Source organism: Actinoplanes sichuanensis, assembly GCF_033097365.1.
Taxonomy (GTDB): domain Bacteria; phylum Actinomycetota; class Actinomycetes; order Mycobacteriales; family Micromonosporaceae; genus Actinoplanes; species Actinoplanes sichuanensis.
The window spans coordinates 4,636,246-4,659,503 of record NZ_AP028461.1; the positions used below are offsets into that span (position 1 = coordinate 4,636,246).

Genomic DNA, 23,258 nt, shown 5'->3' on the forward strand with positions numbered 1-23,258 from the left:
ACCTAAGGCTTGACCGTACGGAGTCGGTCGGCCAGAGCCGCCCGGAGATCGGCAGCCACCTTCTCCGCGAAGCCGAGGAACGTGATCGCCGTCGTGTCCGGTGCGAGGTGATACCGGATGACCGCGCGATACAACTGCTCGGTGCCCTCCGGGACCGGCACCCCGCCGTCCGGCCCGTAGACCCGCGTGAGGATCACCGCGGGCGAGGAGGCACGCCGCAACGCTCGGCGCCCGGCCTTGTTGTGGTGACGCAGCAGCGCCAGCTCGGCGGTTCTGGTCGGCTCGGCCTCGTCGAGAGCGACGGTGGCGGCCGCGGTGAACGCACCGACCGGCATCGTGTCGCCATCGACGGTCAGCGGGACCTCTTCGTCGACCACACCGCCGATCAGGGCGGCGATTCCCGTTGACCGCAGCGCGTCGCGGATGGCTTCGCTGACGACGTCTTCGGTGAGCAGGCCGTCCCAGCGGAGGGTGGAGACGGTGCCGGAGGCGAAGGTGGGTTCGTCGATCGTCTGGGCTCGGGCGAGAAGGCCCTTCCAGCCGTCGAGGCCGTCCGTGGCAACCGCGTCGCCGGCTGCTTCGACGGCTTCGAGCGCGGGGACGAGCGCCGGCGGGCGGGACGTTTCGGCTACTCCGGACACTGCCTGCTGAAGCGTCTCCGCCAGACGGTGGAGCGAGGCTCGGTCGACGATCGCCGCGTGGACGGCGAGCACGGCCACCGTGTGCTCGGGGCTGTGTGCGTAGGCGAGGGCGGCCGGGCGGCCGGTCGAGATGTCGATGAGGTCGACGGCGGCCGACCTGATCGCGTCGACGTTCGTCCCCGCGGTCGACTCCACGATCGGGGGCTGGATCGTCTCCGGAGGCAGCAGGTAGGTGAACCAGAGCCGCCGGCCGGTGGCGTCGACCGACAGACGAAGCGCGTCGGTGTCGGCGACCAGTGAGCGGAAAGACGAGACGACCGAGGCACTCGTCGTCTGCGCGGGCAGGTTGATGAGTTCGGTGAAGACGTACCCCTCGGGCGCGGCCTCCGCCTCGCGCAAGCGCTCGAGGGCCGCGGAGGTCGGCACGAGAACCGGCTCGGCCGCGACGGCATCGTGGGTGGCCGGTGCGACCAGCGCAGCGAGGGCACCGATGGTCCGCTGCACGAACACCTCGGACAGTTTGAACGTCAGACCGCGCTCACGCGCGTAGGCGACGAGTCCTGCCGCGGAGATGCTGTCGCCACCCAGCTGGAAGAAGTCGTTGTCCACGCCGAGATCGATGTCGTCGCCGAGGTGCAGCACGTTGCGGAAGATGCCCGCGACGGTGATCTCGGTGTCGGTCTCCGGCGGCCGGCCGTAGGCCGCACCCGCGGTCAGGTCCGGCTGCGGTAGCGCGCGGCGATCCAGCTTCCCGTTCGCGGTGACCGGGAATTCGTCCAGTCGTACGAACGTCGTGGGCACCATGTAGTCCGGCAGCGACCGTGCGAGATGCTCGCGCAGCGCGTCGAACAGCGCCGGATCCTCGGCCGTCGTGGTCACGTAGGCCGCGAGGTACTTCCCACCGGCCGGATTGTCCAAGGCGAGGACCGCGGCACCCGACACGTCGGGATGCTGTTCGAGGACGGCACGGATCTCGTCGAGTTCGATCCGGAACCCGCGGATCTTCACCTGGTCATCACTACGACCGAGGTATTCCAACCGTCCCTGCGGGTTCCATCGCACCACGTCGCCGGTGCGATACAACCGGGCACCGTCACCGCTGAACGGGTCGGCCACGAACCGGCCGGCGGTCAGACCCGGCCGCGCGACATAGCCGTCCGCGAGTTGCACCCCACCCAGGTAGAGCTCACCCGCCACCCCGACCGGCACCGGACGCAACCACGCATCGAGAACACGCGTTGTCGTGTTCGCCACCGGAAACCCGATCGGCACGCCGACCGCATCGACGAGCTCGGCCTGAATCACCGGGTGAGCGGTCACGTCCACGGCCGCCTCCGTCGGCCCGTAGAGGTTGTGCAATTCCGCGTTCGTGAACAGCGCGACGGCACCGGCCGCGGGCGACACGGCCAATGCCTCGCCGGAGCAGAACACTCGCCGTACCGAATCCACCGACGTCCGGTCCGGGGCCGCGGTGAGGAAGGCCTGGAGCATCGACGGTACGAAGTGGGTGACCGTCACCGCGCGACGATCGATCACTTCGAGTAGATATTGCGGATCCTTGTGTCCGTCCTCCTGCGCCACGATCACCACCGCGCCGGTGACCAGCGGTAGGAAGAACTCCCACACCGACACGTCGAACGTGAACGGGGTCTTCAACAGCACCCGATCCTGCGCACCGATCTGGTAGAGATCACGCATCCACCACAGTCGGTTGACGATCGCCTGGTGGGTGACCTGCACGCCTTTGGGACGTCCGGTGGTACCGGACGTGAAGATCACGTATGCGGCATCTGCCGGGAGCAGTGGACGCGAGACCCGCGGCGGGTCGATCACGCCGGCGTCGAGGTGGTGCCGCACTGATTCGTCGTCGATGCACAGGATGCGTACCGGATGTTCGGTGAGCACCTGATGATGGACACCGGCGGTGTGCCGGTCGGCGATCACCACACGTGGTTCGGCGTCGGCAAGGATGTGCTTGACGCGTTCGGCGGGGTAGTCGGTGGCGATCGGCACATACGCCGCCCCGGCGCGGATCACCCCGGCCAACGCGACCACCAGATCGGCCGAGCGCGGCATGGCGACCGCGACCCGGTCCCCGACCCGCACGCCCTGCTCGACGAGCAGGTGGGCGAGAGCGTTGACCCGCGCATCGAAGTCGCCATAGGAGAGTTCAATGCCGTCATCAGCGATGACGGCGACCGCGTCCGGGCTCGCCGCGACCTGCCGACGCACCCACGCGTCGAGCGTCACTGCGGGAACATCGAGGGTCTCACCACACGACCACGCCTCGAGTCGCCGCGACTCCGGTGCGGGCAACAGGTCCAAGTCACCGACCCGCGTCTCCGGGCGGGCGGCGATCGCCTCCAGCACCGACGTGAAGACGGCGACGAACCGCTCAGCAGTGGCGTCGTCGAACAGATCGATCGTGTAGGAGAGTTTCCCCTTCAGCTCGCTGAGCGAATCGAAGATGTCGAGGTCGAGATCGGTCTTGACCGCGCCCACCGACGCGGAACCCGGTGTCGCCGTGACACTCCCGAGCTGCAGGCCGCCCGCACGGCGGCTGTCGGCGACACGGTGGGTGAGCATGGTCTGGAAGAGGGGGTTACGGCCGACGGATCGCCCGGCGCCCAGCGCACGGGTGATCTCTTCGAAGGGTGCGGCCTGGTGCTCGAACCCGCCGAGGACGGTTCGTCTGGTGTTCTGCAGAACGTCGGTGATCGAGTCACCGGCGTGGAACCGATGCCGGATCGGCAGTGTGTTGACGAAGTATCCGACCAGGTCCTCCAGGCCGTCCTCGGTACGTCCACCGGCCGGCGAACCGATCACCACATCCGCGCCGGCGCCCAACGCCGAGACGGTCAACGCGGTCGCGGCCTGCAGCGTCATGAACATGCTCACGCCCTGCTCGTCCGCGACCAGACGCAGGCCGGTGACGACCTTCTGATCGACGGTGAACCACAGATCCGCACCGCGGTGGGTCGGCGCCACCGGCCGGGTCCGGTCCAGCGTGATCGTGGACTCCTCGGGCGCGTCCGCGAGGGCGTCACGCCAGTAGGCCAGGTGCCGGGAGAGCAGCGACCGCGAATCCGACGCCTCACCCAGCACGTCGCGTTGCCAGATCGCGTAGTCCGCGTACTGGGCCCGCAACGGCGCCCATCCCGGCTCCCGCCCGGCGGCCCGCGCCTGATATGCGGTCGACAGGTCGCTCAGCAGCGACGGGAACGACCACTCGTCCACCGCGTGGTGATGCACCGCGACAACGAACACCCAGTCGTCATCACCGGTGCGAAGCAGCGCGACCCGGATCGGGATGTCGACCGCGAGATCGAACCCGGCCTGCACCACCGCGCCCACACGCGCATCCACGCCGGCCGCATCCACACCCGTGACATCCTCGACGGGCAGTGCGAGCCGGTCGGCTGCTTCGTTCGCCGGCATGACGACCTGACGTAGCGTGCCGTCCTTCTCCACCAGGAGCGTGCGCAGCGCCTCGTGACGAGACACCACATCCCGTACCGCCATGATCAGAACATCGGAATCCAGAGCGCCGCGCAAGCGCAGCACCACCGGCACCACATACCGCCCACCCGGCCCACCCAACTGATCGATCAGCCAGAGTGCTTGTTGCCCGTAGGAGACGGGGAGGACCGCGGGGCGTGGCAGGTCACCGACTCGTGTGCCGGCCGCCTCGGTGGTGTCGGCGATGACGGCGAGTTCACTGATCCGCGGGTGGTCGAAGACGTCGCGGAGGGTGAGTGCGGTCCCGAGCAGCGCATTGGCGCGGGCGACGACCCGGGTCGCGAGTAGCGAGTGTCCGCCGAGGCTGAAGAAGTCGCTGTCGACGCCGAGATCGATGTCGTCGCCGAGGTGCAGCACGTCACGGAAGATGCCCGCGAGGGCGATCTCGGTGTCGGTCTCCGGTCGCCTGCCGTCGGCGGCACCCGCCGTCAGATCCGGCTGCGGTAGCGCGCGGCGATCCAGTTTCCCGTTCGCGGTGACCGGGAATCGGTCCAGGCGAGTGAACGTGGTGGGCAGCATGTAATCCGGCAACGACCGTGCCAGATGGTCACGCAACGCGTCGACCGGCACCATTTCCCCGACCGTGGTCACGTAGGCCGCGAGGTACTTCCCACCGGCCGGATGATCCAACGCGAGGACCGCGGCACTCGACACGTCGGGGTGTTGTTCGAGGACGGTACGGATCTCGTCGAGTTCGATCCGGAACCCACGGATCTTCACCTGGTCATCACTACGACCCAGGTACTCCAGTTGCCCCTGCGGGTTCCATCGCACCACATCACCGGTGCGATACAACCGGGCACCGCGGTCGCTGAACGGGTCGGCCACGAACCGGCCGGCCGTCAGACCCGGACGACCGACATAGCCGTCCGCGAGTTGCACCCCACCCAGGTAGAGCTCACCCGCCACCCCGACCGGCACCGGACGCAACCACCCGTCCAGAACATGCGCGGTCGTATTCGCCACCGGCACACCGATCGCAGTACCGCCGGTCACGACCGTCGCCGTGCCGTCACCGGTGACCTCGGTCGAACCGTAGAAGTTGTGCAACACCGCCCGCGGCGAAACCGACCGCATGTTTTTCGCAGTGCCGGCGGTGAGCGCCTCACCAGAGGAGACCCACGACCGAACCGACGCCAACGCCGCAGACGCCTCGTCATGGCGGACCAGGACATCGGCCAGGCTCGGCACCGTCAACAGGTGCGTGACCCGATGCCGGGCGATCGTGTCCAGCAGACCTGCCGGATCCTGCCCGGCCACGACCACGACCCGCGAACCGGCGATCAAAGGCCCGAACAACTCGGTCACCGCGTCGACGAAACCCACACCACTCTTCGACAACGCCACACTGTCAGCGGTGTAGTCCAGCACCCGGCCACCCCACACAAGCCGGTTGACCAGAGCACGATGCCCCAGAACGACACCCTTCGGATCACCCGTCGTGCCCGACGTGAAGATCACCACCGCAGCGTCCAGGCCATTCAACGGCCGGGATAGAACGGGAGCGGTCTGCTGACCGATGTTCAGATGCTCCTGAACGTCGCGGTCATCGATACATAGTCCCGGCAACTCAGCAGTATGCCGGTCGGTGATCACCAGCGCGGGCGCGGCGTCGTCCAGGATGCGTTCGATGCGCCCTGCGGGATACTCCGGATCGATCGGCACGTAGGCCGCTCCCGCGCGGAGCACCGCGGTCAGCACCACCACCAGATCGACCGAGCGCGACATGACGACAGCGACCCGGTCCCCGATCCGCACCCCCTGATCGATCAGAAGGTGGGCGAACGCGTTGACCCGCGCATCGAACCGGCCATAGGTCAGTTCGACACCGTCGGCGACGACCGCAACCGCGTCCGGATCCGCCGCGACCCGAGCGCGCACCAGTTCATCCACCGTCACCGGCGCCACATCCAGCGACTCGCCCCGCACCCACGACGGGTCCGGACCGTCGACATCAGATGCCAGCCGGTGCAGGGTCAGACCCGACGCCCCGTCGAGAACCGCGCCGAGGAAACGACTGAACTGCTCGGCATGCCGCACCGGATCACCCGTGGCCGAGCCCGTGGACAACTCCAGCCGGATCCCGGAGTCCGGATCGCGGTAGACCGCGAGGTCGAGTGATCCGACCGGTCCGGTACTGATCGTTTCAGGAATCGCGACGACATCGCCAAGCCGCGGCGTCGATTCGAAAAGCCGGATATTGATCGTCGGGAGGCCCAGATAGGACCCTTGACCGCTCGGCCACAAACGGGCGAGCTGGTGATCCTCGACAGTCGTGTGCCGCCGGGAATCCTTCAATTGGCCTGCGACGACCGCAAGCACATCCTCGAAGGTCCGATAGGGGCTGATCTCGGTGACGACCGGGATCGCCCGCGAGCGCGCGCTCGGTGTCCGCAACGACTCCCGGTCGTCACGCAACATCAGCGGAACCCGGACCGCCACGCAGTCACGACCCTCGACCAGCGCGGTGTACACACCCCACAACGCGATCAGGGAATCAGTCCACGACACCCGCGCCGCACGGGCGAACTGCTGAACCCGCGCATAGGCGTCTTCGGGAAGCGGGACGACAACCGGCCGACTCGCCGATACGAAGACCCCTGACAACTCCTCCACAGTCTCACGGCCGGCCGACCCGACACCGAGGACGCCATCCCAATACGCGACCCCGGACTCGCCGGGATCCTCACCGTCGGTGACGTTTTTCAGGGCCCCGAACCAGCGATCCGGGACCGTATCCCCGGCCCGCTGCGCGGTGTAGACCTCGGCGACACGGCGAATGAAAAGAGAAATGCTGTAACCGTCGACGAGCAGGATATCGGTGATCAGGATCCACGCCCACGTGCCGTTCTCCCGACGCACAAGGGTCGAAGACGTCGCCGGCTCCCCCGCAACCGACGGCCCGGCCAACTGCTCACGGGCCAGCACCCGAATCCGGTCATCGCCATGACCCACGTCGACGACCTCGGTCGACAGAGTCGAACCGGTGTCCACGTACTGAAAGGGAACACCGCCGACGTCACCGAAACGCACTCGCAGCGCGTCGGTCTCCGCGAAAACAGCACCCACCGACGCCACGAAAACGGCCGGATCGACCACACCGTCCAACCACAACAACTGACCGGCACGAAACACCGAGGGCTCCGGCGCAAGCCGCCGAGCCACCCAGTTACCACGCTGACTCGCGGTCAACTCCACACGATCAGAAGCCGTCAACGGAAGCACACCCACTTCTCTTGAGACCAGACCGAGCCAACCGAAGCAACGATCGCCACAACCCTAATGAAGGTTAGGCTAACCTTGCAACGCCTTGCAGAACGGGTCCGCGGCACGGCTAGGATGGCGGGCGGTGCTGGTTCACCCCGTCAGCCAGGCGGGGTGTCGTAAGAGGGAACCCGGTGCGAGACCGGGACTGCCCCGCAGCGGTGAGTGGGAACGAAAGCCGTCATCAAGCACTGGACCGCAGGGTCTGGGAAGCGACGGCCGGTAGGAGGCGTGACGCCGTGCCCGCGAGTCCGAAGACCTGCCAACACTGCGCCCGTCGTCCGGTGGGCGCCGCCGGCGGTCTCTCGGGAGGACCAGGGCGGAAGCCGGCCCTCGGCCGCGTCTTCCCCTGACCCTCACGTGCCCGCCGGGCACTTCGAGGGAAGGAAATCCCTGGTGAGTAACACCTTCGGGCAGAGCACCGTGCTCGGCTATCCGCGCATCGGCACCAACCGGGAACTGAAGAAGGCCGTCGAGGCCTACTGGGCCGGCACCATCGACGCCGACGACCTCGAGAAGACCGCCGCCGGGCTGCGGGCCGAGGTGTGGCAGCAGCTGCGCAACGCCCGCCTCGACTCGATCCCGTCGAACACGTTCTCCTACTACGACCATGTCCTGGACACCGCGGTCGCGGTCGGCGCGATCCCGGCCCGGTTCGCCCGGCTCGGCCTGTCCGGCCTGGACACCTACTTCGCGATGGCACGCGGCGTGGACGCCGAACCCGCGCTGGAACTGACCAAGTGGTTCGCGACGAACTACCACTACCTGGTTCCGGAGATCGACGCGGACACGGTCTTCAAAGCCAACCCCACCAAGGCCCTCTCCGAGTACGCCGAAGCGCGCGCCCTGGGTATCGAGACGCGTCCGGTGCTGGTCGGTCCGGCGACGTTCCTGCTACTGGCCAAGGGCGCAGACCCGTTCGCGCGCCTCGACGACCTGGTCGACGCGTACGCGCGGATCCTCAACGCGCTCGCCGACGCAGGCGTGGGCTGGGTGCAGCTCGACGAGCCGGCGTATGTGGCCGACCGCACTCCGGCCGAGGTCGAAGGGCTTCGCCGCGCTTACACCCGGCTCGGGGAGCTGGCCAACCGGCCCCGCATCTTCGTGGCCACCTATTTCGGGGAGATCCGTGGCGCCCTGAGCGCTCTGCTCGACACCCCGGTCGAGGCGATCGGCCTGGACCTGGTCGCCGGGCCCGGTAACCTGCGCAAGCTCGCCGCCTCCGGGCCACTCGCCGGGCGGATCATCGTGGCCGGGCTCGTCGACGGGCACAACATCTGGCGCACCGACCTGCGGGCCGCGATCACCAACGGCGCGACCGTCACCGCTCTGGCCGACCATGTGGCCGTGTCCACCTCCTGTTCGCTGCTGCACGTGCCGGTCGACCTGTCAGTGGAGACCCGGCTGGCGCCGGAACTGTTCGAACGGCTGGCGTTCGCCCGGCAGAAGGTCGACGAGGTGGTGCTGCTCGGCAAGGCGCTGCGCGATGGAACGGCGCATGTGCCCGTACCGCTGCCCGGCGGTCCGCACGTATGGCGCAACGGTGACGTGCGCACCCGCCTGGCCGCCCTCTCCCCCGCCGCGCGGCGACGTGCACCCTTTGTGGAACGGGCCGCCCTCCAGCAGGCGCACCTGAACCTGCCGGAGTTGCCGACCACGACCATCGGGTCGTTCCCGCAGACAGCCGAGCTGCGCAAGGCCCGCGCCGAACTGCGGGCCGGCCGGCTGGACGCCGACGGTTACACGGCGCGGATGCGGGCCGAGGTCGAACACGTCATCCGCCTGCAGGAACAGCTGGGGCTGGACGTGCTGGTGCACGGCGAGCCGGAACGCAACGACATGGTCCAGTACTTCGGCGAGCAGCTCGACGGGTTCGCAGCGACCGACCACGGCTGGGTCCAGTCGTACGGCTCCCGGTGCGTGCGGCCGCCGATCATCTACGGAGACGTGGCCCGCAAGGCGCCGATGACCGTCGAGTGGTCGGGGTACGCCCAGTCGCTGACGGCCAAGCCGGTCAAGGGCATGCTCACCGGGCCGGTCACCATTCTGGCGTGGTCGTTCGTGCGCACCGACCAGCCGCTGAGTGACACCGCCGACCAGGTGGCGCTGGCGTTGCGGGACGAGACCGTCGACCTGGAGGCGGCCGGGATCCGGGTGATCCAGGTCGACGAGCCCGCTCTGCGCGAGACGCTGCCGCTGCGCCACGCCGATCAGGAGTCCTACCTGCAATGGGCGGTCGGCGCGTTCCGGCTGGCCACCAGCGGTGTCGCCGACGAGACGCAGATCCACACCCACCTGTGCTATTCGGAGTTCGGGGACGTGATCACCGCGATCGACGAACTCGACGCCGACGTCACCAGCATCGAGGCGTCCCGTTCGAAGATGGAGGTCCTCGGCGACCTGGCCGCCATCGGCTACAGCCGCGGCGTCGGCCCCGGTGTGTGGGACATCCACTCCCCGCGCGTGCCGTCGCACGACGAGGTGGTGACCGCGTTGCGTAACGCCGTCGCCGCCGTCCCGGCCCGCCGGTTGTGGGTCAACCCCGACTGCGGCCTGAAGACCCGCGGATATCCGGAGACCGAGGCGTCCCTGCGGCACCTGGTCGCGGCCGCCGCCGAGGTTCGCGGCAGCTGACCTTCCTCGGCTTACCAATGGACCGAGGGTGTCGAACCACCACCGGTCAGGAGAGACGGGCGGCTTCGGCGGCGGCGAGCAGGACGACGCCGACGCCGAAGTCGGCCCGCCCGGCCGGGCAGCCGTAGGGTCGCGCGGGAGAGAGCGCCCGCTGACACTTCACGACCTCGAAGGGTCACAATGGTCGGGCCCTCGACGGCGACCGACGGGTTGCGGGGACACCGAGAGAGGACCGTACCGGTGGACGATCCCCGACTGACGCCGTTCCTCGAGCACGTCGAGGTCCTCCGTCGGCTTGACCGGGGTCGCGACGTCTTCGGAGCCGAGCGCCACCACTGGCAGGTCCGACCGCCGCTGGGCGAGCAACCGGTCGCAACCCTGGAACAGGACCTCGGCTACCGCCTTCCGGCGGGTTACCGCACCTACCTCACCGCGTACGGCAACGGCGGCGCCGGTCCCCTGTTCGGCATCAGAACGTTTCCGTCGCACCTGTCCGCCACCGAGCGCACCCGTCTGCGCCGGCCTTTCCCCGGCATGGCCGCAGTACATCGCCGGTTGGCCTCGGAAGGCGTCGACGTCGATGCCGACGGCTACTTCGAAGTGGACGACGAAGCACTGCTGGAGACGCTGCTGAACGGCACCTGGCGGATCGCCGACGACGGATGCGGCCATCACGCGCGCATCGTGCTACACGGCGCGGACGCGGGGACGATCCTCACGGTCAATCTCGAAGGCGGCATCTACGACACCGGGCAGGACTTCCCCGGCTGGTCGTTGTCATGGCTCGAGCAACACCGGAAACGCTACGAAGCCGTCTGGGACCGCATGCTCCGGGCGGACCCGCCGGATGACCTGGTGACTGTCGACAACGCGGCAGTCGTGGCCGCGCTGTGCGGGACGAGTCTGGGGCTCAACGGATCCGGCTACGGCCGGCGCGATACGGCACTCGGGTTGTATCGGCGTTTCCTGGCCGATCGAGCGGCGTAGCGGTGTCCGCCACGTCGTCGTCGGCCAGAGCGAGCGGTTCCCGCGGTGCCACCGACGTTCCGGGCTCGAGGTGGCCGCGTACGGCACACAGGCCGAAGATCACAGACTCTAGGAGGCATGGACCGCGGACCTCGTCGCGTTCGTAGCCGCGCAGCCGCCCCCGCGGCCACCCTCACCACGACGGCCGTACGAAGGCGTCGCCGTCATGTGGACGGGTGACCGTCCCGGCGGTCGGACTCGCGGGCTGCGTAGTCGCGGGGTGAGAGGTCGTGGAAGCGGGTGAAGGCGGCGCTGAAGGTCGACAGGTGGGCGTAGCCGACCCGGCGGGCGACGGCGCTGGGTTTGGCGCCGCCGGCGAGCAGGTCGCGGGCGATGCGCATGCGGGCGGCGTAGCGCCAGCGGGCGAAGCTCATGCCGGCCTGTTCACGGAAGGCGCGGTGGGTCTCGGCGGGCACGTCGAGTCCCGACCCGCCGGACGTGCCGATGCTGCGCAGGTAGCCCATGGCCGCCGCCCGCGCCCGGGAGTCGGTCGGCATCGGCACCGACAGCGCCCGCTGTGCGGCGACCTGCTCGGTGAACAGGTCGACGACGTGGGCGGGGTCGTAGTCGGCCGGGCGCACCGGGGTGCGGGCGCTGATCGAGCAGAACATCAGGTAGTCGTCCCAGGCGGGCGAGAACTGGGCCTGTAGCGGCTCGGTCAGCTGCAGGTCTCCGGTGCCGGCGTTGCCGAGGGGCAGCGAGATCGAGTTCTCGCGGACCCCGGCGGTGTGTTCGAAGCCGGCCGGAATCCAGGTGGCGACACCCCGTTCCTGCTGGTAGCGGTGTTCGCCGAGGTCGACGTATCCGCTGCCGCGGTACGTCCAGATGAGCACGTGGACGTGGTTGGTGTGCAGTGGGGTGCGAGCCGCGGGCAGTGCTTCGGGCACGGCGGGGGTGTCCGCCGCGCGCATGATGCGCAGCAGGTCGTCGGTCCGGTGTGCCGGCCCACTCGCGGCGGGCCGGGTGGCGATGGTCCGGCCGAACTCGTGCGGGGTCTGCCGGAACTGCTGTTTGAAGGCGCGAGTGAAGCCGTTGAGGCTGGCGAAGCCCACGCGTGTCGCGACCCGGTCGGCGCTGTGGCCGGCGGCGAGGTACTCGACGGCGGCGTTCAGCCGGCAGTGCAGCCGCCACTGTTCGAAGGTCAGGCCGGTGTCGGCGCGGAAGTCGCGGAGTAGGGTGCGCGGGCTGGACAGCACCTTTTGCGCCCATTGCGCGACGGTGAGGTCGAGCGCGGGATTGCGGAGCAGTTCGGCGGCGACCTCCCGGGCTCCGCGGGCTCTCGGCATGACCGGCCGGGCGGCCCTCACCGGTTCCGGAGGGCGCGATCCGGGTCGGCGCAGCAGATCGGCGAGCGCGTCCTGGGAGTATCCGTGGCCGGCCAGTGGCGTGACCGTGAGGTTGAAGTTCTGGATCAGCCGGTCCTGCCAGCCGTCGGGGACCACGAACCGCCTCGGCTCGGACAGGGCCTCGGCCGCGACGGTGGGATGGGTCAGCAGCGGGAAGGCGACCGTGCCCGGCTCGGTGACGATCGTCCAGTGGTCGCCGACGTCGACCGGCATCCAGACGCCCTCGCCCGCGGCCAGCCGGAACTCCGGGTGGTCGGCCACCCGGACACACGCCGAGCCGGTGCGGACCCAGAGAAGCAGGTGCTCGTTCTGGTCCCAGAGGCCGCTCGACCGTACCCGAGGGATCGGCGGGGGTTGATCGATGCCCATCACGTCCTAACCATATGGCGATCGGCGCACACCATTGAAGGTTAGGCTCACCTAACTTACCGCCTCGAAGGGACCCTCCCCGGAATGCCGAAGACCTCACGCCGGATCACCGTGCGTCCCCTGACCCTGCGGGAGGTCGAGGTCGTCGAGGTGACGGATCTGACGGCGGGGATGCGACGGATCACCCTGGCCGGGGCGCAGCTGGGTGAGTTCACCTCGGCGAACGGCTTCCCGCAGCCGGCTTTCGACTCGACGGGCTTCGACGACGACATCCGGCTGGTGTTCCCCTACCCCGGCCAGACCGAGCCGGTGCTACCCGTACAGCGGGAGAAAGGTGTTGATCTGCCGCGCGACCCGCGGCCGCTGTCGCGGATCTACACCGTGCGGCGCTGGGACCCGGAGACGGGAAGGCTGGATGTCGACTTCGTCAAACACGGCATCGGCGTGGGTACGACCTGGGCGTACCGCGTCCAGGTCGGCGACCGCATCCACTTCTTCGGGCCCAACGCGTCCCGTTCCCTCCCCGACGACGCCGACTGGCTGTTGATCGCCGGCGACGACACGACGATCCCCGCGATCGCCCGTCTGCTCGAAGAACTACCCGAGGACGCCAGGGCCCAGGTGTTCATCGAGATCACCGGGAACGACATGCGCCAGCAGCTGCGCGAGCTGCCGGGCGTCGAGGTCACCTGGCTGGTGCGCGACGGCGCCACCACCCTCCTGCTGGACACGGTCCGCAACTGCGGCTGGTGGGACGGCAGGCCGTACGCATGGCTCGCCGGAGAGCACACGACGGTACGCGACCTCCGGCGCCATCTCGTCGAGGACCGGGCAGTGCCCAAGGAGGACGTCGGATTCGCCGGGTACTGGCGCCGCGGCGAGGTCGTCGCCCTGGAAGACGACGCCGCGACACCCGACCCCGAGAAGACCAGAACCCCGTTCGAGAAACTGCACGACCTGACCGAGCTGATCGCGCCGATGGCCATCCGCACCGCCGTCGAACTCGGCGTGCCCGAGCTGATCTCCCGTGGCGTGACCGACGTCGCGGAACTGGCCGCCAAAGCCGGCGCCGACCCGCGGGCGCTCGGCAAACTGCTGCGCTACCTGCACACCCTGGACGTCCTCACCCCGACCGGCCCGAACCACTACGGCCTGACACCCGTCGGTGAGGTCCTGACCGTCGAGTTCGTCGCCGGCGCGCTGCATCCCGCCGGGGTGGTGGGACGCGAGATGCTCGGCATCCGCGGGCTCACCGAGTCGATCCGCACCGGCCGCGCCTCCTACGCCTCGGTCACCGGGCAGACCTACGCCGACGTGCGAACCGAACAGGACTACGAGGACCGCTACCTGGAACGCCTCGCGCTGTTCCAGGCCACGCTGGCCGAGCCGATCGCCACCTCGGACATCCTCAACGGGGTACGGCACCTGGTGCTGCACTCCGGCGGCGCGGGCGCCCAGGCACGCGAGTTCGTCGCCGCCCACCCCGACCTACGCGTGACGATCTGCGCGCTGCCCGCCCAGGCCGACTGGCTGCGCCGCGACCTGCCCGACACAATCCCCGACGAGCAACAGCGCGCCCGCGTCGACATCGTCGAACAGTCCGTCTTCGAACCCGGCCCGGCCGCCGACGCGGTGTTCGTCATCCGCGCCTTCAAGGCCCTGGCCGACGCCGACGCCGCCCACGCGCTGCGCCGGGCCGCCGAGAACCTCCTCCCCGGCGGCCGGGTGCTGCTGGTCGAAGACCTCTTCGACACCGACGACCTCGACGAACACGACGGCGAAGCAGACCTGCTAGCCCTCACCGTGCACGGCTCCGGCCTGCGCACCGCCGCCGAACTCGACGCCGTCATCACCCGAGCCGGACTGGTCCGCAGCGCCACGCACACCGTCGGCTGGGGCGCCACCGTCCACGAACTCGCACCCTCACCCCGATAGAAGAGAAAGAAGAACACCCTGATGAGCAATCCCCGGAGACGACGCGGTACGGCACTGACCGCCGCCCTGCTGGGTGCCGCACTCGTGCTCACCGCCTGTGGCGGTGACACCGAGCCCACCACCGACACGGCCGCGGCCGCCAAGACCCGCACCGTCACGGCCGGCAACGGCGCCGTCGAGATCCCCGCCGCCCCGCAGCGGGTGGTCGCGCTCGGCAACACCACCCAGCCGTTCATCGACATCGGCGGTAAGCCGGTCGGCGTCACCGAGCTCTCCGCGTCCGAGCTCGACCCGATTCCCGCCGAGCAGAAGGCCACATACGAGGCCGCCACCAAGCTCGGGGCCGACACCGCCGAGGTCGACCTGGAGAAGCTCGCCGGCCTCAAGCCGGACCTCATCCTGGTCCAGGTACCCGACGACGAGTTCGAAGGGATCAAGAAACAGCTGGAGGCGGTCGCCCCGACGCTCTTCTGGGGACTCGACACCGAGTGGAAGGCCTTCGCTGACGCGCTCGCTCAGGCCGGCAACCTCACCGACGCCCTGAGCCAGCAGAAGACCCAGTTCCAGGACAAGATCGCGAAGATCAAGCAGACCTACCCCGCGATCATCGCCGACACCAAGTTCGTCGCGGTCGACCGCTGGGACAACTCCGATCCCGGTACGTTCGTCATCTCGGACTTCGGCTGCATCGAGATCGCCCAGGGCGACATCGGCCTGAACGCCCCCAAGGCGGCCGCCGGCGCCGACCCCCTGGGCTGGACCAACCTGCCGTTCGAGCAGATCGCCGGACTGTCCAAGTACGACGCGATCCTGTACCCGGTCGACGCCGCGGGACAGCCGAAGAAGGCCTTCGCGCCGGTCGTCGAGTCCAACACCTGGAAAACCCTGTCGACCGTGACCTCCGGCCACGCGCTCGGCGTGTTCTGCCCCGGCAACAACTCCTACGGGCCCGTCCTGCAGTACCTGGACTCGCTCGACCGGGCGCTGGCGGCCCTGCCCGCCAAGAAGTGACAATCCTCGCCCAACGGCACGACGGTCCGGACGCCACCACGGCGCCCGGACCGCGTCGTCGTCTGCTCGGCCTGGTCACGGCCCTGCTGGTGCTCTCGGCCCTGCTGGTGCTGAGCGTGATGATCGGATCGACCGAGATCTCGCCGTCGGTGGTGTGGGACGCCCTGTTCCATCCGTCGGCTGACATCGACCAGTTCGCGATCCGCGACTACCGGCTCCCGCGCACGCTCGTCGGTCTGGCCGTCGGCGTCGCACTCGGCCTGTCGGGCGCGCTGATCCAGGCGATCACCCGCAACCCGCTGGCCGATCCGGGCGTGCTCGGCGTCCATGCCGGCGCGTCCTTCGCGGTGACGGTCGCGGTGGGCGTGCTCGGCATCACCGACATCCAGGGCTACATGTGGTTCGCCTTCGCGGGGGCGCTGGTCGTCACGCTCATGGTGCTCGCCCTCGGATCGACGCGGCAGGGCCAGTCGCCGGTGGTCATGGTCCTCGCCGGGGTCTGCGTCGGCGCGGTGCTCGGCGGCGCCCGGGAGGCGATCCAGCTGACCGACCCGGAAGCCTTCGACGCGATGCGATCCTGGAACGCCGGTTCGATCGTCGGCCGCCCCCTCGACCTGCTGTGGCCCATCCTGCCGTTGCTCGCCGTGGCGCTCGTGCTCGCTCTCGTCGTGTCCGGCCCGCTCAACGCCATGGCCCTGGGCGACGATCTCGCCACCGCCCAGGGCGTCCACCCGGCGCGCACCCGCATCCTCGCGGTCGTCGCGCTCACCCTGCTCGCCGGCGGCGCCACCGCGATCGCCGGACCCGTCGCCTTCGTCGGGCTGATGGTTCCGCACGTGGCCCGCTGGCTCGTCGGCCCGCATCAACGCTGGATCTTCGTCTACAGCATCCTTCTCGCCCCGAGTCTGCTGCTGGCCTCCGACATCATCGGCCGCATCGTCATGCGCCCCGGTGAGATCCCGGTGGGCATCGTGACGGCCTTCATCGGCGCCCCCGTCCTCATCGTCCTGGTCCGGCGGAACAAGGCGAGCGGCCTGTGACCGCGCGCAGTGTCCTGGTGCTGCGGCGTCGGCGGGTCGCGGTCCGGCTCGAATGGCGCTCGCTGCTCGTCTGCACGGTCCTCGCGATCGCGGTCATGTCCGTGGCGGTGCTCGCGCTGATGACCGGCTCGTACCAGCTCGGCCCGGATCAGGTGGTCTCGGCGCTGGCCGGTGGCGAGACCGGGCTGGTGCACACCATCGTGGTCGAGTGGCGCCTGCCGCGGGTGACCGCGGCGGTGGTGTTCGGCGCCGCGCTGGGCGTGAGCGGGGCGGTGTTCCAGTCGCTACTGCGCAATCCGCTCGCCGACCCCGGCATCATCGGGTTCTCCCAGGGCTCGTTCACCGGCGCGCTGATCGTGATCCTCGTCGTCAACGGCACCTACCTGCAGCTCGTCGGCGGGGCGCTGGTGGGCGGCATGGCCACCGCCGTCGTCGTGTATCTGCTCGCCTACCGGCGTGGGATGCAGGGATTCCGGCTGATCGTCGTCGGCATCGGCGTCTCCGCGATGCTGGAGTCGATCAACACGTGGCTGATCCTCAAAGCCGACCTGGAAGAGGCGATGGCCGCGGCCGTGTGGGGCGCCGGGTCACTCAACGGCGTCTCCTGGGGACAGGTGGTCGTCGGCGGCGCCTGCATCGCCGTACTCCTGCTGCTCGCGGCTTCGTTGAGCCGCCCGATGCGGCAACTGGAACTGGGCGACGCCGCAGCCGCCTCCCACGGGGTACGCGTGTCGCCGACTCGTCTCGGACTGATCGTGGTGGGGGTGGCACTGACCGCGACGGTCACCGCCGCATCCGGACCGATCGCGTTCATCTCCCTGGTCGCACCGCAGATCGCCCGACGCCTGGCCCGTACCGCCGGGATCACCCTCGCCCCCGCCGCCTTCGTCGGCGCACTGCTGTGCCTGACGGCGGACTACCTCGCGCAACACGTCGCCCCGACTCCCCTGCCGGTCGGGCTCATCACCGTCATCCTCGGCGGCGGCTACCTCGGCTGGTTGCTGTTCGGCGAAGCCAGGAGACGCCTCTGAAACCGTTCGAAGTCGGGTGGGGGCCGACCGCCCCGGCAGGCCGGTGGCCCGCATCGCCTCCGGATCGGTGTCGCGGTTGTATTCGAAGGCGTCCCCGCTCGCTCCGCCGATTCAGCAGATCCGGGCGTGCCGCCGAAACAGCGCCAGCATGTCGCCGAGCAGGAACCGGAAGTCGATCGCCGTGCAGGTCCGGCTGCCGTCCGGGTGGTCGGTCCAGGTGCTGGACTCGCCGGAGAGCGCCGAGCCGATCAGCAGACAACTGTCCCCCAACGGCCACTCCGCGCCGACCTGCATGTGCTCCGGCAGCGGCAGCGTCGTGTACCGCTCCCACAGCCAGGCACCCAGCCTGCCGGCCGTCGACAGCGACTCCTCCAACTCGGCGACCGAGATCGCGCACTGCCGGTAGGTCTCCAGCGGAAACTCCCACCGGACCAGAGCGGGGGTCCGCCGCACGATCCGGGCCGCCTCCGGATCGGTGTCCCGGTTGTATTCGAAGGCGTCCCCGCTCGCTCCGCCGATCCAGGCCAGCGTCATCCGGCCGGCGATGTCCGGCGCCGCGCGCAGCGCCTCGGCCACATTGGTGAGCGGTCCCCCGCAGGCGACGACGAGCGGCAGCGGATCAGTCCGTCGCGCGGCGTCGATGATCGCCTCGGCGGCCGCCGACAGCTCCCGCTCCTCCCGGCCGGCCGGGGTGTCCGGGCCTGCGTGCACCCGCAGACCGTCGTGCCCGCCGATCAGGTCGATCAACCGTCCGGCCAGCGACGCGCCGGCCGCCGCCCCGCCGGCCGCCGCCCCGCCGGCCGGCGGCCCGAAGTCCGGCGAGAGCAGCGAGGAGGTGACGGCTTCGACCCGGTGCCCCGGCGACAGCAGGTGATGGGCCAGGGCGACCAGACCGTCGGGGTCACCGGCCCAGTCGTTGTCGATCACGACGCGGCTGCGACGGGCGATCCGTTCGGTGGTGAGCAGAGGAACCATCCGGTCCATGCGGCAAAGTATCCGCCGGCCGACCGGCGAGCACGGCGAGAACGGATGCCGTCGTGGTCGCATCTGCGACACCGCATTGACTTTCCTAAATAGCATCCCTTTCATCGAAGAGAGTGGATGTAGGGGGTATGCGGGGAGATGCCACGTCCGGAACGCGCCGTGGACCCGGCCGACGGCCCGGTCCAGAGGCTCGCCGCTGAGCTGCGTGAACTACGGCGCCAGGCCGGGAACCCGGGATACCGCCGGCTGTCCGCCGAGGCCGGCTACTCGGTGACCGCCCTGGCCAACGCCGCCGGCGGCCAACGACTGCCCAGCCTGCCGGTCACCCTCGCGTTCGTCCGGGCGTGCGGCGGCGACCCGCAGACCTGGGAGAACCGGTGGCGACAGGCCTCCGCCGAGTGGACCGCCGCCGGCAAACACGACGACGACCCGCCGTACCTGGGCCTGATCGGCTACGACGTCGACGACGCCGACCGCTTCTTCGGTCGTGGGCAGATCCTGACGCACCTGCTGGCGACCCTGGACGAGCACCGCTTCGTAGCCGTGTTCGGCGCCTCCGGCAGCGGCAAGTCCTCCCTCCTCAGAGCGGGCCTGATCCCGGCGTGGCAAGGCACCGGCGACCGGACGGCCGCGGTCGTCACACCCGGCTCCGAACCGTGCAAGACGCTGTACACCTACCGCCGACAGCAGCCGGACACCGACGCGCTGCTGGTGGTCGACCAGTTCGAGGAACTCTTCACCCTCTGCCACGACCCGGCCGATCGCGACACGTTCCTCACCGAACTGACCGCGATGACCACCGAGACCCGCATCGTCATCGGCGTCCGCGCCGACTTCTTCTCACGTTGTACCGACTCCGCCGTGCTGGCGCGCCTGCTGGCCGGCGCCACCGTCCCGGTCGGCCCGCTCAGCGCCGACGAGCTCCGCGAGGTGGTCGGCGAACCGGCCCGGCAGGCCGGACTGAGCGTGGAACGGGCCCTGCTCACCCGGGTGGTCGCGGACGCCGAGAACCAGCCGGGAGCACTGCCGCTGGTCTCCCACGCGCTGCTGGAGACCTGGCGCCAGCGCCGCGGCGACGTCCTGACGGCGGCCGGATACGAGGCCGCCGGCGGCATGAGCGGGGCCATCGCCAAAACCGCCGAGTCGGTCTACCAGGCGCTGAGCGAACCGGAACGCGACACGGTCCGGCAGGTGATGACCCGGCTGGTCGCCCTGGGCGACGGGGTGCCGGACACCCGCCGCCGGGTCCGGCTCGACGAACTGGACAGCCCCGACACCGAAACGGTGCTCACCACCCTCGCCGCGGCCCGGCTGCTGGTGATCGGCGCCGCCGAGGACTCCGGCACCGTCGAGATCGCCCACGAGGCGTTGATCAAAGCCTGGCCCCGGCTGGACGGCTGGCTGCACGACGACCGCGAGGACCTGGCACTACACCGCCGGCTGACCGAGGCGAGCCACATCTGGCAGGCCCACGACCGCGACACCGGCGCGCTCTACCAGGGCGGACCCCTGGCCGCCTGGGACGGCCGAAACCTGCACCGGCTGAACACCCTGGAACGGGACTTCCTGACGGCCGGCCGGGAACGCCGCGACCGTGAGCAGGCGGTCCGCCGCCGCCGAGCCCGCCGGACGATGGCCGGGCTGACCACGGCGGTGGCGGTGACCAGCGTGCTGGCCCTGGTCGCCGGCCTGCAGGCGGTACGCGCCAACGATCAACGCGACCTGGCCCGCTCCCACCAACTGGTGGCCAACGCCCGCGCCCAACTGGCCGTCGACCCGGAGGTGGCACTGCTGCTGGCCACCGAGGCGTACGACGTACGACCGACCGAGGAGGCGCAGACGGTGCTGCGGCAGGCCGTCGCCGACTCCCGGGTCCGGGCCACCATCGCCGCCGGGCACGGCCAGGTCATCGGAGCGGCGTACAGCCCCGACGGCACGCTGGTCGCGACCACCGGCGACGACGGCACGATCCGTGTCTGGCAACGCTCCGGCCCACACACCCTGCGCCCCGGTCCACGGGTCCTGCCGGCCGGTGCTCAGGCGGTGCACAGCCCGGTGTTCAGCCCGGACGGCCGGCGCATCGCCGCAGCCGGTTTCGACGGCGACGTCATCGTCTGGGATCTCAGCCGGCAGAACCCGGTCCGGCTCAGCGGCCACGGCCGACGGATCAGCGCGGTGGCCTTCAGCCCGGACGGTACGCGAGTGGCGAGCGCAGGCGACGACGGCACGGTACGGATCTGGGACCCGGACGGTAACCCGCCGCCGGTGATCCTGCAGGTCCCCGGCCCGCCGTTGAGTGTCGCGTTCAGCCCCGACGGCCGCCGGCTCGCGGTCGGCGGCCAGGGACCGATCCAACTCTGGGACGCCACCGGCAAAGGCACCCCGCAACTGCTGACCGGCCACGAGTCGACGGTCAAGGACGTCACGTTCAGCCCGGACGGCCGCAGCCTGGCCAGCGCGGGCACCGACGGCACGGTACGGATCTGGCCGATCGGCCACCGCGCCGAGCCGGTGGTGCTGCACGGCAACGACTCGTACGTGGAGAGTGTCGCCTTCAGCCCCGACAGCCGCCGGGTGGCCAGCAGTCACAGCGGCAGCAACACGATACGGATCTGGGGCGTCACCGGCGACCGGGACCCACTGGTGCTGCGCGGCCACGACGGCGCGGTGTGGAGTGTCGCCTTCAGCCCCGACGGCACCGAACTGGCCAGCGCGAGCGCCGACGGCACGGTCCGTCTCTGGGATCCGGGAGTCCCCGCGAATCCCCTGATCCTGCGCGGCGCCGCGGGCCCGGTGTGGTCGGTGGCCGCGAGCACCGACGGGCGCCTGATCGCCGCCGGCGGCGAGGACCGCACGGTACGGGTATGGCGCGAACCGTGGCGATCCGAGCCGATGCTGCTGCCCGGCAACACCGATGAGATCCTCGCGGTCACCGTCAACGCCGACGGGCGGTGGGTCGCGACCGGCGGCCGCGACCGGACCGTCCGGATCTGGGACACCACGACCGCCGCCCTGGCGACGACGCTGTACGGCCACACCGACTCGGTCCCGGCGGTCAGCCTCTCCCCCGACGGCCGCCGGGTGGCCAGCGGCAGCAAGGACGGCACGGTACGGATCTGGTCGCAGTCCGGCGGCTCGCCGGTGGTGCTGCAGGCGCACGAGGACGGTGTCCGTGGTGTCGCGTTCAGCCCGGACGGCCGGCGGGTGGCGAGCGTCGGCGCGGACGGCACGATCCGGATCTGGCCGGTCGACGGCGTCGACCCGGTGGTCGTCCAGGACCAGCCCGCCGGCCGTCAGGTGTGGGCCGCCGACTTCAGCCCCGACGGCGCCCGGCTGGCGGTCAGCGGCCAGGACGGCGCCGTCCGCGTATGGCGCGCCGACGGCCAGGGACCACCGGTGTCGATGCACGGTCACCGCGACGCGGTATGGAGTGTGGCGTTCAGCGCCGACGGCCGCCTGGTCGCCACCAGCGGTCAGGACGGCGACGGGGTACGGATCTGGCAGTCCGGCAGCGGCCGGGAACTGGTCACCGTCCGCGGGCACGGAGCGTCGGTGGAGCAGGCCCGGTTCCTACCGGACGGTCGGCTGGTCAGCGCCCACGACGACGGCACGGTCCGGATCTGGCGCTGCCCGGTGTGCGGCGCCGTCGACGAGGTCCGCGCGATGGCCGTGACCACCCGCACGCTGACCGACGAGGAGCGCGCCGCCTTCGTCCTGCCGGACCGCTGACCCCGGATGGCCGCTGACCCGCCCACCCCCGTCGATGGGCGGGTCAGCGGCCACCGAGGTCCACGGTCGCATCGCAACCGCCCTCCACGTGCTTGCTATGGGTGGCGATGACGACCGCACAACCCTGCCGGGCCATCTGCCGGAGCACGTCGATCACCATCGTGGCGTTGTCGCTGTCCAAGGCGCCGGTCGGTTCGTCGGCGAGGACCACCTTCGGCTTCTTGACGATCAGTCGGGCCAGCGCGACGCGTTGTTGCTCGCCGCCGCTGAGTCGGTAGACCCGATCGCGGCCACGTCCGCCGAGACCCACGCGCTGCAGTGCCTCCGCCGAGGACCGACGATCCCGGGTGGTCACCGCGACATCGAGGTTGAAGTCGACGGTGGCGTTCTCGATCAGGGCATAGTTCTGGAACAGGTAGCCCAGCGTGTCGCGGCGAAGTCGCCGCCGGGCACCGGCCCGCACCCGGGTGATCTCCCTGCCCGCGACGACGATGGCGCCGGAGTCCACCGGTTCCAGAGTCCCCAGACAGTTCAGGACGGTCGATTTGCCGCTGCCGCTGGGGCCGACCAGCGCCACCATCTCCCCCGCCTCGACGGTGAAGGACAGATCCGACCACAGGACACGGTCACCGAACGACTTGGTGATGCGGTTCGCGCTGATCATCGAGAAGCCTCCGTGGAAACCCCCGGCTTTAGCCGTGGGGAGGAATCGGATTTCCTGCGGAGCAG

Annotated in this window: 11 protein-coding genes and 1 riboswitch; of the genes, 7 read left to right on the forward strand and 4 right to left on the reverse strand. The window is 70.1% G+C overall.

The window, feature by feature from the left end:
- Positions 1-2: 2 nt before the first annotated feature.
- A complete protein-coding gene (locus tag Q0Z83_RS21380; RefSeq protein ID WP_317795730.1) occupies positions 3-7,352 on the reverse strand; it encodes a non-ribosomal peptide synthetase in 7,350 nt (2,449 codons plus the stop codon).
- Between the two features lie 144 nt (positions 7,353-7,496).
- A riboswitch (cobalamin riboswitch) is annotated at positions 7,497-7,705 on the forward strand.
- 115 nt (positions 7,706-7,820) lie between these two features.
- Between Q0Z83_RS21380 and metE the strand changes: the two genes are divergently transcribed.
- Both metE and Q0Z83_RS21390 read left to right on the forward strand, forming a co-directional pair.
- Complete coding sequence (gene metE / locus Q0Z83_RS21385; RefSeq protein WP_317795731.1) at positions 7,821-10,058, forward strand: 5-methyltetrahydropteroyltriglutamate--homocysteine S-methyltransferase; 2,238 nt, start codon at positions 7,821-7,823, stop codon at positions 10,056-10,058.
- A gap of 240 nt (positions 10,059-10,298) precedes the next feature.
- Complete coding sequence (locus Q0Z83_RS21390) at positions 10,299-11,045, forward strand: hypothetical protein (RefSeq protein ID WP_317795732.1); 747 nt, start codon at positions 10,299-10,301, stop codon at positions 11,043-11,045.
- 203 nt (positions 11,046-11,248) lie between these two features.
- On the opposite strand, the gene Q0Z83_RS21395 is transcribed toward Q0Z83_RS21390, so the two are convergent.
- Positions 11,249-12,799 (reverse strand): AraC family transcriptional regulator, encoded by a 1,551-nt coding sequence (locus Q0Z83_RS21395; RefSeq protein WP_317797108.1) that lies wholly within the window; start codon positions 12,797-12,799, stop codon positions 11,249-11,251.
- Between the two features lie 84 nt (positions 12,800-12,883).
- Here Q0Z83_RS21395 and Q0Z83_RS21400 point away from each other — a divergent pair, with 84 nt between their 5' ends.
- The 4 genes from Q0Z83_RS21400 to Q0Z83_RS21415 are packed head-to-tail and all read left to right on the forward strand — an operon-like array spanning position 12,884 to position 17,816.
- Complete coding sequence (locus tag Q0Z83_RS21400) at positions 12,884-14,734, forward strand: siderophore-interacting protein (RefSeq protein ID WP_317795733.1); 1,851 nt, start codon at positions 12,884-12,886, stop codon at positions 14,732-14,734.
- Positions 14,735-14,755: 21 nt separating this feature from the next.
- Positions 14,756-15,745, forward strand: coding sequence for an ABC transporter substrate-binding protein (locus Q0Z83_RS21405; RefSeq protein ID WP_317795734.1), 990 nt, complete (start codon positions 14,756-14,758; stop codon positions 15,743-15,745).
- Positions 15,742-16,785 carry a FecCD family ABC transporter permease gene (locus Q0Z83_RS21410; RefSeq protein WP_317795735.1) on the forward strand — a complete coding sequence of 348 codons (1,044 nt, stop codon included), beginning with the start codon at positions 15,742-15,744 and terminating at the stop codon, positions 16,783-16,785. The genes Q0Z83_RS21405 and Q0Z83_RS21410 overlap by 4 nt, the downstream gene beginning before the upstream one ends.
- Positions 16,782-17,816 (forward strand): FecCD family ABC transporter permease, encoded by a 1,035-nt coding sequence (locus Q0Z83_RS21415; protein ID WP_317795736.1) that lies wholly within the window; start codon positions 16,782-16,784, stop codon positions 17,814-17,816. The genes Q0Z83_RS21410 and Q0Z83_RS21415 overlap by 4 nt, the downstream gene beginning before the upstream one ends.
- 111 nt (positions 17,817-17,927) lie before the next feature.
- On the opposite strand, the gene Q0Z83_RS21420 is transcribed toward Q0Z83_RS21415, so the two are convergent.
- The gene (locus Q0Z83_RS21420) at positions 17,928-18,800 is read right to left on the reverse strand and encodes a nucleoside hydrolase (protein WP_317795737.1); all 873 of its coding nucleotides are present in this window, start codon (positions 18,798-18,800) and stop codon (positions 17,928-17,930) included.
- A 138-nt stretch (positions 18,801-18,938) separates the two neighbouring features.
- On the opposite strand from Q0Z83_RS21420, the gene Q0Z83_RS21425 reads away from it, so the two are divergent.
- On the forward strand, positions 18,939-22,529 hold the full coding sequence (locus Q0Z83_RS21425; RefSeq protein WP_317795738.1) for an nSTAND1 domain-containing NTPase: 3,591 nt from the start codon (positions 18,939-18,941) through the stop codon (positions 22,527-22,529).
- 43 nt (positions 22,530-22,572) lie between these two features.
- Here the strand turns inward: Q0Z83_RS21425 and Q0Z83_RS21430 are convergent, their stop codons facing one another.
- Positions 22,573-23,193 (reverse strand): ATP-binding cassette domain-containing protein, encoded by a 621-nt coding sequence (locus tag Q0Z83_RS21430; RefSeq protein ID WP_317795739.1) that lies wholly within the window; start codon positions 23,191-23,193, stop codon positions 22,573-22,575.
- Positions 23,194-23,258: the final 65 nt, after the last annotated feature.